This is a genomic window from Brevibacillus brevis, from assembly GCF_900637055.1.
Lineage (GTDB): Bacteria > Bacillota > Bacilli > Brevibacillales > Brevibacillaceae > Brevibacillus > Brevibacillus brevis.
The window spans coordinates 2,458,347-2,471,288 of the sequence record NZ_LR134338.1; the positions used below are offsets into that span (position 1 = coordinate 2,458,347).

Sequence of the window (12,942 nt, forward strand, 5' to 3'; positions counted from 1 at the left end):
GTGGATCACCTATGGATATGAATCAGTATTTGGACATGTTTATTGAGGAGTCAAAGGAACACCTACAGGCAATCAACGCCAATTTGTTACTCTTGGAAAGTGATCCGGGTAATATTGGCCACGTCAAAGAGATTTTTCGTTCCGCACATACATTGAAGGGTATGTCGGCGACCATGGGCTTTGAAGACATGGCGAGTTTGACTCACGAAGCGGAAAATGTACTTGACCTGATTCGCAATCAGAAGTTAACGATTACCAGTGACATCATGGACGCTATTTTTCAGAGCGTAGATTTGATTGAAGGCATGGTAATCGATATCACAGAAGGTGGAGACGGTTCAGCAGATGTATCCGCTATTGTAAAGAAACTCCGGGCGATTGTTGCGGGAGACTTCTCAGCCGAGCAGGAAGTAGCAGTTGCTACGATGGAAGTGGAAGCACCGCAAGAGGAAAGTACACCAGCTGAAGATCATGAGCTCGATGATTATGCAATGATGGTCTTGAAGCAGTCTCAGGAGCTCGGAAACAACGTTTTGTGGATCAAAGTGACATTGAATGAAAACTGCTTGCTCAAGGCTGCCCGCTCTTACATGGTTTTTGATCAGTTGGAATCCATGGGTGAAGTGATCAAAACGAAGCCAGCTGTTGAAGATATTGAGAATGAGCGATTTGAACAATCGTTTGAAATCGCATATGTGACGGAGCAATCGATTGAAAAAGTACGTACTACGATTCTTAACATTTCGGAAATCCAAGATGTGACAATCGAAAACATTCAATTGAAGAGTGAAGCTCCACCTGCTCCCGTAGTGCAACAGGCACCAGCACCAGCTGAGAAAGGAGCAGCAGAAGCTCCTCAAGCACCAGTGAAGAAGGCGACGGCTGGTGGAAAAACAATTCGTGTGGATATTGAACGTTTGGATATCTTGATGAATCTGTTTAGCGAATTAGTCATTGACCGCGGTCGTCTGGAGCAGTTGGCACGGGAGATTGGAAAGAACGAACTGCAGGAAACCGTGGAGCACATGAGTCGGATTAGTGGCGATTTGCAAAACATCATTCTGACCATGCGCATGGTTCCGGTGGAGCAAGTATTCAATCGTTTCCCACGTATGATTCGTGATCTACAAAAAGATCTGAATAAAAAAGTGAATCTGGAGATTATCGGTGCGGAGACAGAATTGGACCGTACCGTCATCGACGAAATCGGCGACCCACTCAATCACTTGCTGCGTAACTCGCTTGACCACGGAATTGAGTCTCCAGCAGATCGGAAAAAGGCGGGTAAGCCAGAGGAAGGAAAAATCGAGCTCCGCGCTTTCCACAGTGGGAACCATGTATTTATTGAAGTAAAAGATGACGGAGCTGGAATCAATAAAGATAAGGTTCTCAAAAAAGCGCTTGAGAGAGGGATTGTCAATCCTGCTACTGCAGATAGCATGAGCGACAAGCAAATCCACGAGTTGCTATTTGCAGCAGGTTTTAGTACAGCGGAAGTTGTTTCTGATATTTCCGGTCGTGGTGTTGGTCTGGATGTCGTTAAGTCCAAAATTGAATCGTTGGGCGGCAGTGTCAGCGTAGATTCTGTACGCGGCCAGGGCACGACTTTCCTCATTCAATTGCCACTTACGCTCTCTATCATTTCCGCGATGCTGGTACAAGTGAAAGATGAGAAGTACGCTGTCCCACTCAGCTCCATCATTGAGACGGCTGTATTTAAAAAAGATCAAATCATGATGGCTCACCGCCAAAAAGTGATCGACTTCCGGGGACGTGTAGTGCCGCTCGTTTCGCTGCAGGACATTTTCCAAGTGCCTGATAATGGGGAAACGATGGAAGATGAAGTGGCAGTCGTCATCGTACGTAAAGGTGAGAAAATGGCAGGCCTTGTCGTCGATTCGTTCATCGGTCAACAAGAGATTGTTCTAAAATCTCTCGGCAAATATCTGGTTAATGTATTTGCCATTTCAGGTGCAACGATCCTGGGAGACGGTCAGGTCGCGCTCATCATAGATTGTAACTCGCTGATTAAGTAGAAGGAGGGGCAGCCACATGCTCGATCAAAAAGAAGTCATTAGCGAAGTCAAAGTGATTGTCTTTCGATTGAAGGACGAAGAGTATGGCGTAGAGGTTCATCAGGTTAAATCCATTGAAAAACTGGAGCACATCACAAGAGTTCCGCGAACGCCTAGTTTCGTCAAAGGGGTTATTAATCTGCGTGGCGTTGTGACACCGATTATTGACCTGCGCAATCGTTTTAGTCTCGAAGAAAGCGTCTATTCCGAAGCAACTCGAATCATTATCGTGGCCGTAGGTGAATTGGAAGTGGGTCTCATTGTAGATGCTGCTAATGATGTTATCGATATACCAGTTGATGCGATTGAACCGCCTCCAGAGGTTGTAGGAGGAGTGGAGGCTGCTTATTTGCGAGGAGTCGCGAAGCTGGATAAACGACTGTTAATCCTCTTAAACCTCGATAAAGTATTGAGCACAGAGGAAATCAAGCAGTTGGACGCAATTGAGGGGTAAGTAAAATGGGCGATTTTACGAAGTTTGGGGATTTCCAATTTGACGTTTTACGGGAAATCGGGAACATCGGTGCTGGTCACGCTGCCACGGCTCTCTCCAAGCTCATACAAAAAGAAATCGATATGAAAGTTCCACAAGTCAAGATTATCCCCTTCGACGAAGTTGCAGATTGTGTAGGAGGAGCGGAAACTGTAGTAGTGACCGTGTTCCTCCGGGTTGAAGGCGATTGTCCAGGGAACATGTTTTTCATCCTTGATTTGGATTCTGCCAAGCATCTGCTCGAACAAATTACAGGAATTAATAAAGATGTGTACGAGTGGGAAGAGCTGGAGATCTCGGCGCTGCATGAGATTGGCAACATCTTAACAGGTTCTTATTTATCATCGTTAGCTGATTTTACACAATTAAATTTACAGCCGTCCGTACCTGCACTCGCTGTGGATATGGCTGGAGCTATTCTAAGTTATGGATTAATAGCGTTGGGTCAAGCGGGTGACTTTGCCCTCACGATTGACACCGCTTTTTTCGAAGGCAATGATCAAGTAAAAGGGAACTTTTTCTTAATTCCTGATCCTGAATCGCTCCCAATACTATTTCGTTCATTAGGGGTTCCGTTCGATGGAGATTATTAAGATAGGGATGGCGGATCTCGGTGTGGCAAAGCCGCCGAGCAAGCTGCGTACTACCGGTTTAGGTTCTTGCGTAGGGGTAGTGCTCTACGATCATATCCATAAAATTGCAGGTATGGCACATGTTATGCTCCCTGAATCGTCTTTAGCTAAAGGCGGGGAGCTAACGATAGGCAAGTATGCGGATACAGCAATCCCCCATCTGATTCAGTTGATGGTGAAGGCTGGTGCGGAGACCAGACACACGGTTGCGAAATTGGCTGGCGGTGCACAAATGTTCGCATTTTTAGGGAATAATGACACCATGCGGATTGGGCCTCGAAATGTAGAGGCGTGCAAACTTGCATTGAAGGATGCTCGTATAAAGATCGTGGCAGAAGATACAGGGGGAAACTGCGGTCGGACAATAGAGTTAGATGCCACAAACGGCATTCTTCAAATCAGGACCGTAAATCAAGGTGTGAAGGAAGTATAACAAATGTTAGGAACCATTTGGATTAATTTTGGATTAGGGATGCTCGCATTTCTTGTAACGCTGGGTACGGCTGTGGCGAGTAATGTCTGGCTTGTATCACTGGAGAGAGCAGGTATCGCATTTGTCCTATTCTTCCTCGCTGCATTTCCAATTCGTTGGCTGCTCGCAACGTTCATACAGTCATCTACTCCACCAATGGTTACGGACACGCTAGAGGGGACAAGCTCTCCTCTAGCAGAAGGTGGGGTCGTTCTGGAAATTGGACAACAATTCGAACAGGAAGATCAAACATTTGCACCACTCTCAATCAACAAGATGGAAAGGATTCATCCTACTGAGGATCCAGCCACCGTTGCAGAGGTCGTTAGGCGCTTATCAGATGAGTAAAGGTTGGTGACTATTCGTGGCACGGCTAACCAGTCAAGAAAAAGCAAAAGAGTTCGATAAATGGGTCATGTGGAAGCAAGAGGGAAGTCGCGAGGCGGAGGTTGACTTGGTCACGCGGTTTTTGCCACTGGTAGATAAGGTGGCAAATCGGTTGGCAATTAATCTGCCAGCAAATGTGGACAAGGATGACTTGATTAGTTATGGGCGCTTTGGGCTATTGGACGCTTTGGCTAAATTCGATCATACCCGGGGTCTCCAATTTGAGACGTACGCCATGTGGCGGATTCGTGGTGCAATGATCGATGGACTACGCGAGAACGACTGGATCCCTCGTACTGTTCGAGACAAGGCCAAAAAAATCGAAGAAGCATACACCACCTTGGAACAGCAAATGCTGCGAATGCCAACCGATCAAGAAGTGTCTGATTATCTGGGAATAAGCAAAAAGGAGCTTCAACAGGTTTTCTTGGAAACCTCACTCGCCAGCATGGTTTCTATCGATGAGGCAGTAGGGGATGAAGACGAGCAAAAAACAGCAAGACATTCGTATATCATCGACGAGCTCACACCACGCCCTGAAAATGTGGCAGAAGTATCCAGCTTAAAAGAGGTTCTTGTAACGGTGATCGACAAATTGCCTGAAAAGGAACGACTGGTTGTCTCCTTGTTTTATTTTGAAGAAATGACCTTATCAGAAATTGCGGAAATCATGAGCTTGTCACCTTCAAGAATATCCCAGTTGCACTCCAAAGCTCTTTTCCGACTTCGTTCTGCGTTGTCCAGATGGAAATCGCAATTGATGTAAGGGGACATTACCCAAGCTTGAGAGGGGTAGAATGATGGAAGGGATCGGGAAATATAAAATAGAAGTAAGAATTTCAGCTGATAAATTGGAGGCTGAGGTACTATTACGTGTGGACGAACAAGATATCGACGAAATTGTCGTCTTGGAAACAGACGTATACAAAGCATTACAGGCAAGCAATGTGAAGTATGGAATTCTCGATGATGTAGTGCAGAACTTGTGTACCTTTCCCGCGAAGTATGCAAACGCGAAAGTAAAGGTTGCTCAAGGGATTGCACCTGTGGGCGGAACCGATGCGACTATCGAGTACCCCTATTTGGCTTCTATTAATGAAGGGGAAGGTCCAGTAGAGCTAGAGGATGGCCGGGTTGATTTTTATAATGTCACGACAATCCCTAATGTAGCAAAAGGACAACTCTTGGCGCGTAAAATATCAGCAAGCCAGGGACAACCAGGCACAGCAGTTACCGGAGAGCCCATCGCTCCCAAAGCCGGCAAGGAAATAAACATAAAGCCTGGGAAAAATGTTGTGCTCAATCAAGAGCGGACGATGCTATACGCCGCTATTGACGGACAAGTCTCCTTTACGGAACAGGCAAAAATGAACGTGTTTCCCGTATTTGAAGTAAACGGGGATGTTGATTTTGGTGTTGGCAATATTGATTTTGTGGGAACGGTGGTCATTCGCGGGAACGTATTGAATGGCTTTCGCGTAAAGTCATCAGGAGATATCCGCGTACTTGGCAGTGTAGAAGGGGCCGAGTTGTACGCGGAAGGCTCCATTGAAATCAAAAGCGGGATTGTTGCCCAGGACAAAGGCTGCATTGTTGCGGGGAAAGATATCCGGACGTCCTTTATCCAAAACGCCAATGTAACGGCTGGCAATCAAGTCATTGTTTCACAAAGCATTATGTTCTCAACCGTAAGAGCCGGCAAGCAAATCATTTGCAAAGGGTCAAAAGGCTTCATCATTGGCGGCGTGCTGCAGGCTGGGGAAAAGATTGCGGCACGAGTATTTGGGAACAGCAGTGCCACTCCTACGATACTCGAAGTAGGAGTAAAACCCGAATTAAGACAAGAACTGGCGAACATTCAAAAAGAACTGCAAAATGTGTATGAAAATTTACGCAAAACAGATCAAGGTTTAGGCGTTATTAATCAGATCCTCCAAGTCAGCAAAGAACTTCCAGCAGATAAACGTCTCATGCAAATCAAGCTAACCAATACTCGTTTGGTTCTGGAAAAAGAAAGCAAGGAATTGGAAGCACGCAGAAATGATATTGAACTCGAGCTGAAAGGGGAAGGCCCAGCAGCTATTGAGGCATATCATGTAATGTATCCAGGAATCAAAATGACGTTTGGAAAGCTGGTGCACTTTATCAAGCACGAGTATGCCAGAACGCGCTTTATTGTGCTAGACGGTGAAATTAGTACAGCAACTCTTATCTGATCCAGGATGCTTACATACTTAAGTGCGAAAAAGGGAGTTGGGGCCATATGAGTTTGAAAGCGGTTGAATTGCAGGTGGCAATACCACGCACGCTAGAAGTCAGCCGAATTCAGGAGCATCAGCAACAACGAACCATGCATGAACAACAATCAATGATTGATCAGCGAAGAGACCTGGATGAACAGATGCGCCAGCGCCCGAGCGATATTGAGCAATCAGAAAAGAACCAGATACGTGAAAGAGAAAAACAGCAAGGACAGCATGAACAACAGGACAAAAAAGAATCCACTGGGAGTCAATTGTCCGAATCAAGCGAAGGTGTATCTACGAATGCTGATCTCATGAGAGATCCATTGCGTGGACGTATTATAGATATTTCTTTATAAATGAAGTCAAGCCAGAAATAAAGGTGGACAACATGGACGTAGTGTATCCCATCCTGATTGGAGCAGGAATGATCAGCATGCTTCTTGCTTTTGTTATTAAAAAGAAGCAGCCTGTTGACTCCTTTTCCTCATTACCGACACAACGCACGACGGACAAGGACGAGCTCGAAAAAAGCGTGCAGCGTCTTCAAAAACAGGTAAAGCAAGAAACCAATCTTCTTGCTGCAGAATGGCAGGAAATGAGAGCGGATCTTCTCGAGGATATCGCTAGTTTGCGCAAGCGATTAGACAATATGGAAGAACAATGGCAAAAGAGTGAAAGTCACAAGCAAGAGGCTTCGAAGGATACGAATAGGATAGAACCAACACCTCAAGTTCAAGAGTTGGATATGCTGGCACTGCGTGAACGTTATCGCCGTGCCTTTGAGCTGAATAAAGAAGGTTTGTCTCGGGATGAGATCGCAAAACGACTCGGTGCCGGCAGAGGGGAAATCGATTTGATCTTTTCCTTGGCTGACAGGCATGAGCGAGGTCTTGCCGATGCGTAAACAAGAGCTATTATTTGGATTTGGAGCAGGACTGATTGTGGCTACCTCCATTATCGGAATGTTAGCGCCTAAACAGACTGCGCAGGCCCCAGCTATGACTGTAGATCAAATGAAAGCAGCTGCACAAGAGCTGGAAATGGTCGTTCTTACAGCAGAAGAATACAAACAGTGGCAGGAAGAAAAGAAAGTGAACGTACAGCCAGCTCCTGGAGTGCCTAAGGCGCCAGTAACACCAAAGGTGGGTCAAACAGTGGCGCCTGTGACAAAGCAACCGCAGACGCCAGATGTTCAGCCTGGAACACCTGCAGCTTCAGAGCAAAAGGTGATTCCGCCAACCAATCCAGTGAGTAAAGATGGCCAGGCTACCCCAACAGTACCAAATACGCAGACACCAACACCACCCAATACGGTGGCACCTAAAGCTCCGACAGTGGAAGCACCTGTAGCAGATAAGAAGGTATCTTTTACTGTTCCTTACAAAGCAACTGCAGAGGATGTAGCGCAGATCCTAGTAAAGGAAGGAATCCTTCCTGCCGACAATCAATTTGTGGCCCAGCTACGTGCGAGTGACAAGCTAAATCGCATTCGTGTCGGTACCTATGAAGTGTCGACCGCCTCTAAGGAAGCAGACATCGTCAAGTTGATAACAACGCCGCCTAAAAAATAGGCGGTTTTTTTCAATGTAACGAAATGTGTCCGTTTGTCGTCTGCCAAAAGGGTCAAAACTTTTTTTTACGAAATAAATGGAATTCGTTTGTTGCAATTGAAACTCCCATATGATATATTCATTTACGGTGTTGAAATCGCACGTCCACCAATTCCGGCAACGGTGCTGCCTATGGCAGAATTGCTTGGAACATGCGGTGAGGCGGAGGTAGCATCACAAAAACCATTTTTGAAGGAGGTGTGAAATATGGCAGTAATTTCGATGAAACAATTGCTCGAGGCTGGTGTACACTTCGGTCACCAAACTCGTCGTTGGAACCCGAAAATGGCTCGCTATATCTTCACCGAACGTAACGGAATCTACATTATCGACCTGCAAAAAACCGTTAAGAAAGTAGAGGAAGCGTACAACTTCGTACGTGAACTCGCTCAAGACGGCGGAAAAATCCTCTTCGTTGGTACGAAGAAACAAGCACAAGAATCCGTTAAAGAAGAAGCAGAACGCACAGGTCACTACTTCATCAACCAACGTTGGTTGGGTGGTACTCTGACAAACTTCACAACCATCAAAAAACGTACAGCTCGCTTGGCTGAGCTGAAGCGTATGGAAAACGATGGTACTTTCGCAGTATTGCCTAAGAAAGAAGTTATCGTTCTGCGCAAAGAAATGGATCGTCTGGAAAAATTCTTGGGCGGTATCGCTCACATGGATAAACTGCCTGACGCTCTGTTTGTCATCGATCCTCGTAAAGAGCGCATCGCTGTAGCAGAAGCTCGTAAATTGGGTATCCCAATCGTAGCGATCGTAGATACTAACTGCGATCCAGATGAAATCGATTATGTGATCCCAGGTAACGATGACGCAATTCGCGCTGTGAAATTGCTCACTGCTAAAATGGCAGACGCTCTCCTGGAAGGAAACCAAGGTACAGAGCAACAAGCAACAACAACTGCGTAAGCATGTGTGTTAAAGGGTGGACTGAGGGTGTCAGAACCCCCGTCCATCCTTTTTTGCTGAATAGCGTCACCAAGGTTAACAGGTGACTTGCTTTTCGATTATAATAGGATCGTAACTTTTCGAGGAGGTTTCACTCAATGGCAATTAGTGCACAAGCGGTTAAAGAACTGCGCGAGCGTACAGGCGCAGGTATGATGGATTGCAAACGCGCGCTGGAAGAAACAGCAGGCGACATGGAAAAAGCAATTGACTTGCTCCGTGAGCGCGGTATCGCGAAAGCAGCGAAAAAATCTGGTCGTATCGCAGCAGAAGGTTTGACTGGAACGGCAGTAGCTGGAAACGTTGCAGCAGTTGTAGAAGTAAACTGCGAAACTGACTTCGTAGCGAAAAACCCTGAGTTCCAAACACTCGTAAAAGACATTGCTGAGCACGTTGTTTCCCAACGTCCTGCAACAGTTGAAGAAGCTCTGGAGCAACCATTCAAAGGTGCTGGCGAGACTCTGGCTCATGTAATCAATGAGAAAATCGCGACTATCGGAGAAAACATCTCCTTCCGTCGTTTTGCACTCTCTGAGAAATCTGACGCTGGCGTATTCGGTGCTTACCTGCACATGGGTGGCCGCATTGGCGTTCTGGTAACTTTGGAAGGCACACAAGACGAAACACTCGCAAGAGACCTGGGCATGCACGCAGCAGCGTCCAACCCGCGTTTTGCTAACCGTGAAGAAGTTTCCGCTGATGAGATCGAACGTGAGCGTGAAGTTCTGAAAAACCAAGCACTGGCTGAAGGCAAACCTGCTAACATCGTTGAGAAAATGGTAGAAGGCCGCCTCTCCAAATTCTTCGAAGAATACGTACTGGTTGAGCAACCATTCGTAAAAGATACTGACAAGAAAGTAGCTGTTCTGCTGAAAGAAGCAGGTGCTACCTTGAAAGGTTTCGCTCGCTTCCAAGTAGGCGAAGGTATCGAGAAGAAACAAGAAGACTTCGCAGCTGAAGTAATGGCTCAAGTTAATAAGCAATAATAAAGGTTATAGGGAACACCTTCGTGTTCCCTATTTTCAAAGCGAGAGTTTCACTTTGTGTGAAACTCTCTGCATGTAAATAGCAGTGTGTACCTGTTCCCAATTAGAAGGAATGAAGACTGGGCACAGAGAATGATTCATGAATGGAGGCCGTTTCACATGCCACTTCCTGCCTATAAACGGGTTGTGTTAAAGTTGAGTGGGGAAGCTTTGGCGGGGGACTTAGGGTATGGTATTGACCCAAAGGTTATTTTCTCCGTCGCTAACCAGATCAAGGAAATCGTAGAATTGGGTGTACAAGTCGCAGTAGTCGTCGGAGGAGGTAACATCTGGCGCGGACTTTCCGGCAGCTCTAAAGGAATGGATCGGGCAACAGCCGATTACATGGGGATGCTGGCCACAATTATGAACTCACTCGCCTTGCAGGATGGGTTAGAAAAAGTGAACGTCCCGACTCGTGTTCAAACCTCGATTGAGATGAGACAGGTAGCAGAACCATACATACGCCGTCGTGCCATTCGTCATTTGGAAAAAATGCGTGTGGTCATCTTCGCTGCCGGTACTGGTAACCCTTACTTTTCAACGGATACGACAGCTGCTCTGCGTGCAGCTGAGATTGAAGCTGAAGTAATCCTGATGGCGAAAAACAAGGTAGACGGTGTGTACTCTGCAGACCCAAGCCTTGACCCGAACGCTAAGAAGTACGACCAGTTGACATTCCTGGAAGTGCTGAATAAAGGTTTAGGTGTCATGGATTCAACAGCGTCCAGCTTGTGCATGGATAACAGTATTCCGTTGATCGTCTTTAACATTTCTGAAGAAGGCAATATTCGTCGGGCAGTAATGGGCGACAAAATCGGTACTCTAGTGAAAGGGGAATAATTATGCCACAAACTGTGCTAAATGACATGGAAGATCGCATGAATAAAGCGATCAATGCTTTGAAAAGAGATCTGTCCAGCCTGCGTGCAGGTCGTGCGAACCCAGCGATGCTGGATCGTGTTACAGTAGACTACTACGGCACTCCAACGCCGATTAGCCAATTGGCAAACATCAGCGTACCAGAGCCGCGTATGCTGACTATCCAGCCTTGGGATAAAACGGCGCTCAAAGAAATTGACCGTGCGCTGCAACAATCGGATTTGGGAATTTCTCCATCCAACGATGGCGTGATTATCCGCCTGGTCATTCCTCCACTGACAGAAGAGCGTCGTAAAGAGCTCGTGAAGTTGGCAGGTAAAGGTGGAGAAGAAGCAAAGGTAGCGATTCGTAACATCCGTCGTGATGCAAACGATGAAATCAAAAAGCTTGAAAAAGCTGCTACCATTTCTGAGGACGATTCTCGTCGTCATCAGGAAACCATACAAAAAACGACGGATAAATTCATCGCCGAAGTTGACAAGATTGTTAAGGACAAAGAGAAAGACATTTTGGAAGTATAGGTAATGGTAATCCCCCTCGTTTGAGGGGGATGTACGTCTATATCTCTCATTACGGGGGAACACTTTATGTTAGAACATCTGGCGCGCAAATGGGGCCGCAAAGAAAAGCAATCGGAGCCAGCCGAGTTGGATCGTTCCGGTAAGATTCCGGAACATGTGGCGATTATTATGGATGGTAACGGTCGTTGGGCCAACAAGCGCAGTTTACCCCGGGTTGCCGGGCACCGTGCAGGAATGAAAGCAGTAAAAGAAGTCGTCAAGGCTGCAGACGAGATTGGCGTTCGTTATATGACCATGTACGCATTCTCTACCGAAAACTGGAAGCGGCCACGCGATGAAGTGGATTTTCTCATGAAACTTCCGCAGGAATTTTTGTCGACAGAATTGGATGAATTAATAGAACGTGGTGTCCGCATACGCATGCTGGGCAGTAAAAACGAGCTGCCTTCTCATACGCTGAAAGCACTGCTGGAAGCAGAAGAGAAAACGAAGGACAATAGCGGTCTTCAATTGAATTTTGCCCTGAATTACGGCGGGCGAGATGAACTTGCAAAAGCATTTTCAGTAATGGCAGCACAAGTAAAAGCAGGTGAGCTTCAACCAGAGCAACTGACTGAGGAATTGATATCGAGCTACCTGTATACAAGCGAAATTCCCGATCCAGACCTCTTGATTCGCACAAGTGGAGAGATTCGCTTGAGTAACTTTATGCTGTGGCAATTAGCGTATACAGAATTATGGTTTACGGACGTGCTATGGCCTGATTTTACCCGTGAACATTTTTATCAGGCAATCGTGGAATACCAAGGCCGAGCTCGTCGCTACGGGGCGGTATAGCCGAGAGGTGGAATCAGTTGAAGCAACGTATAATAACAGGCCTGATTGGTGGGGCTGCTTTTCTATTTTTGATGTATGCTGGTGGAGCTTGGTACTCACTACTGGTGTTTTTACTGGCTGTCATTGGCTATTTTGAATTTATGAGAATGGCTGGCATTCAGTCATTTTATTTGGCAGGATTGCTCGGATATGTATTGATGTTAAGCATTTTGTGGCCGTCTCTATTATTTTCGGATTGGCTCAGTATCAGCATGCCGGATCTGATGCTGCCCGTCATCCTGCTCTTGTTGATTTACTCCGTTTTACGGAAAAATCAGTTTCACATTGAACACGTCGCCCTTACGTTGGTGGGGGCGTTATACATAGGCTACGGTTTTACTTATATGGCCGCTACCCGAAACCTACCTGAAGGATTTATGCTTACGGTCATGGTCATTATGGGAATCTGGTCGACTGATTCGGGCGCCTATTTTGTCGGAAAAGCAATAGGCAAGCGTAAGTTGTGGCCAGAAATAAGTCCAAACAAGACGGTGGAAGGGGCCTTAGGAGGTCTCGTGGCTTCTGTCTTGATTGTTCTTTCCATCAATGCAAGCTTTGGACATTTTGCGATTGATCAGGCTTTGACCATCGCACTTGTTGCGGGGATCGTCGGTCAATTGGGTGATTTGGTTGAGTCGGCTTTCAAGAGACATTTCCATGTAAAAGATTCAGGACAGCTCATTCCGGGTCACGGGGGCGTTTTGGATCGCTTTGATAGTTTTTTGCTCGTCTTTCCGGTTCTACATCTATTAGGTATTGTCTAAAA

16 protein-coding genes are annotated in these 12,942 nt (G+C 46.3%); all 16 read left to right on the forward strand.

Annotated features, from left to right (window positions below; all coding sequences use genetic code 11):
- Positions 1 to 11: 11 nt before the first annotated feature.
- The 16 genes from EL268_RS12390 (at position 12) to EL268_RS12465 (ending at position 12,940) form a co-directional block, all read left to right on the forward strand.
- Entirely contained in the window at positions 12 to 2,036 is a 2,025-nt protein-coding gene (locus tag EL268_RS12390) for a chemotaxis protein CheA (RefSeq protein ID WP_106653473.1), read from the forward strand.
- Positions 2,037 to 2,052: 16 nt separating this feature from the next.
- Positions 2,053 to 2,529, forward strand: coding sequence for a chemotaxis protein CheW (locus EL268_RS12395; protein WP_007719278.1), 477 nt, complete (start codon positions 2,053 to 2,055; stop codon positions 2,527 to 2,529).
- A 5-nt stretch (positions 2,530 to 2,534) separates the two neighbouring features.
- Positions 2,535 to 3,161: a chemotaxis protein CheC gene (locus tag EL268_RS12400; RefSeq protein ID WP_048033437.1), complete on the forward strand. Its 627-nt coding sequence runs from the start codon at positions 2,535 to 2,537 to the stop codon at positions 3,159 to 3,161.
- Positions 3,148 to 3,633, forward strand: coding sequence for a chemotaxis protein CheD (locus EL268_RS12405; RefSeq protein WP_106653474.1), 486 nt, complete (start codon positions 3,148 to 3,150; stop codon positions 3,631 to 3,633). The genes EL268_RS12400 and EL268_RS12405 overlap by 14 nt, the downstream gene beginning before the upstream one ends.
- A gap of 3 nt (positions 3,634 to 3,636) precedes the next feature.
- A complete protein-coding gene (locus EL268_RS12410) occupies positions 3,637 to 4,020 on the forward strand; it encodes a hypothetical protein (RefSeq protein ID WP_088908092.1) in 384 nt (127 codons plus the stop codon).
- A 16-nt stretch (positions 4,021 to 4,036) separates the two neighbouring features.
- Positions 4,037 to 4,825 carry a FliA/WhiG family RNA polymerase sigma factor gene (locus tag EL268_RS12415; RefSeq protein ID WP_106653475.1) on the forward strand — a complete coding sequence of 263 codons (789 nt, stop codon included), beginning with the start codon at positions 4,037 to 4,039 and terminating at the stop codon, positions 4,823 to 4,825.
- 31 nt (positions 4,826 to 4,856) lie between these two features.
- Positions 4,857 to 6,275, forward strand: a complete 1,419-nt coding sequence (locus EL268_RS12420; RefSeq protein ID WP_106653476.1) for a flagellar assembly protein A — start codon at positions 4,857 to 4,859, stop codon at positions 6,273 to 6,275.
- A gap of 47 nt (positions 6,276 to 6,322) precedes the next feature.
- Complete coding sequence (locus tag EL268_RS12425; protein WP_106653477.1) at positions 6,323 to 6,661, forward strand: hypothetical protein; 339 nt, start codon at positions 6,323 to 6,325, stop codon at positions 6,659 to 6,661.
- A gap of 23 nt (positions 6,662 to 6,684) precedes the next feature.
- Positions 6,685 to 7,209, forward strand: coding sequence for a DUF6115 domain-containing protein (locus EL268_RS12430; RefSeq protein ID WP_106653478.1), 525 nt, complete (start codon positions 6,685 to 6,687; stop codon positions 7,207 to 7,209).
- Complete coding sequence (locus EL268_RS12435; protein ID WP_106653479.1) at positions 7,184 to 7,876, forward strand: DNA polymerase III subunit gamma/tau; 693 nt, start codon at positions 7,184 to 7,186, stop codon at positions 7,874 to 7,876. Before EL268_RS12430 ends, EL268_RS12435 begins: the two co-directional genes overlap by 26 nt.
- Positions 7,877 to 8,122: 246 nt before the next feature.
- Positions 8,123 to 8,833, forward strand: a complete 711-nt coding sequence (rpsB, locus tag EL268_RS12440; RefSeq protein WP_015891726.1) for a 30S ribosomal protein S2 — start codon at positions 8,123 to 8,125, stop codon at positions 8,831 to 8,833.
- A gap of 137 nt (positions 8,834 to 8,970) precedes the next feature.
- Entirely contained in the window at positions 8,971 to 9,858 is an 888-nt protein-coding gene (tsf, locus tag EL268_RS12445; RefSeq protein WP_106653481.1) for a translation elongation factor Ts, read from the forward strand.
- A gap of 159 nt (positions 9,859 to 10,017) precedes the next feature.
- Positions 10,018 to 10,740: a UMP kinase gene (gene pyrH / locus EL268_RS12450; RefSeq protein WP_007719254.1), complete on the forward strand. Its 723-nt coding sequence runs from the start codon at positions 10,018 to 10,020 to the stop codon at positions 10,738 to 10,740.
- Positions 10,741 to 10,742: 2 nt separating this feature from the next.
- Positions 10,743 to 11,300 carry a ribosome recycling factor gene (frr, locus tag EL268_RS12455; protein ID WP_106653482.1) on the forward strand — a complete coding sequence of 186 codons (558 nt, stop codon included), beginning with the start codon at positions 10,743 to 10,745 and terminating at the stop codon, positions 11,298 to 11,300.
- 66 nt (positions 11,301 to 11,366) lie between these two features.
- Positions 11,367 to 12,137, forward strand: a complete 771-nt coding sequence (locus tag EL268_RS12460) for an undecaprenyl pyrophosphate synthase (RefSeq protein WP_048033430.1) — start codon at positions 11,367 to 11,369, stop codon at positions 12,135 to 12,137.
- 17 nt (positions 12,138 to 12,154) lie between these two features.
- Positions 12,155 to 12,940 (forward strand): phosphatidate cytidylyltransferase, encoded by a 786-nt coding sequence (locus EL268_RS12465; RefSeq protein WP_106653483.1) that lies wholly within the window; start codon positions 12,155 to 12,157, stop codon positions 12,938 to 12,940.
- The last annotated feature ends 2 nt before the right edge of the window (positions 12,941 to 12,942 follow it).

What these genes read in the sequence shown, in the direction of transcription:
- EL268_RS12390 (WP_106653473.1), top strand. Translation starts at nt 12, where the DNA reads ATGGATATGAATCAGTATTTGGACATGTTTATTGAGGAGTCAAAGGAA.
- EL268_RS12395 (WP_007719278.1), top strand. Translation starts at nt 2,053, where the DNA reads ATGCTCGATCAAAAAGAAGTCATTAGCGAAGTCAAAGTGATTGTCTTT.
- EL268_RS12400 (WP_048033437.1), top strand. Translation starts at nt 2,535, where the DNA reads ATGGGCGATTTTACGAAGTTTGGGGATTTCCAATTTGACGTTTTACGG.
- EL268_RS12405 (WP_106653474.1), top strand. Translation starts at nt 3,148, where the DNA reads ATGGAGATTATTAAGATAGGGATGGCGGATCTCGGTGTGGCAAAGCCG.
- EL268_RS12410 (WP_088908092.1), top strand. Translation starts at nt 3,637, where the DNA reads ATGTTAGGAACCATTTGGATTAATTTTGGATTAGGGATGCTCGCATTT.
- EL268_RS12420 (WP_106653476.1), top strand. Translation starts at nt 4,857, where the DNA reads ATGATGGAAGGGATCGGGAAATATAAAATAGAAGTAAGAATTTCAGCT.
- EL268_RS12425 (WP_106653477.1), top strand. Translation starts at nt 6,323, where the DNA reads ATGAGTTTGAAAGCGGTTGAATTGCAGGTGGCAATACCACGCACGCTA.
- EL268_RS12435 (WP_106653479.1), top strand. Translation starts at nt 7,184, where the DNA reads ATGAGCGAGGTCTTGCCGATGCGTAAACAAGAGCTATTATTTGGATTT.
- rpsB (WP_015891726.1), top strand. Translation starts at nt 8,123, where the DNA reads ATGGCAGTAATTTCGATGAAACAATTGCTCGAGGCTGGTGTACACTTC.
- tsf (WP_106653481.1), top strand. Translation starts at nt 8,971, where the DNA reads ATGGCAATTAGTGCACAAGCGGTTAAAGAACTGCGCGAGCGTACAGGC.
- pyrH (WP_007719254.1), top strand. Translation starts at nt 10,018, where the DNA reads ATGCCACTTCCTGCCTATAAACGGGTTGTGTTAAAGTTGAGTGGGGAA.
- frr (WP_106653482.1), top strand. Translation starts at nt 10,743, where the DNA reads ATGCCACAAACTGTGCTAAATGACATGGAAGATCGCATGAATAAAGCG.
- EL268_RS12460 (WP_048033430.1), top strand. Translation starts at nt 11,367, where the DNA reads ATGTTAGAACATCTGGCGCGCAAATGGGGCCGCAAAGAAAAGCAATCG.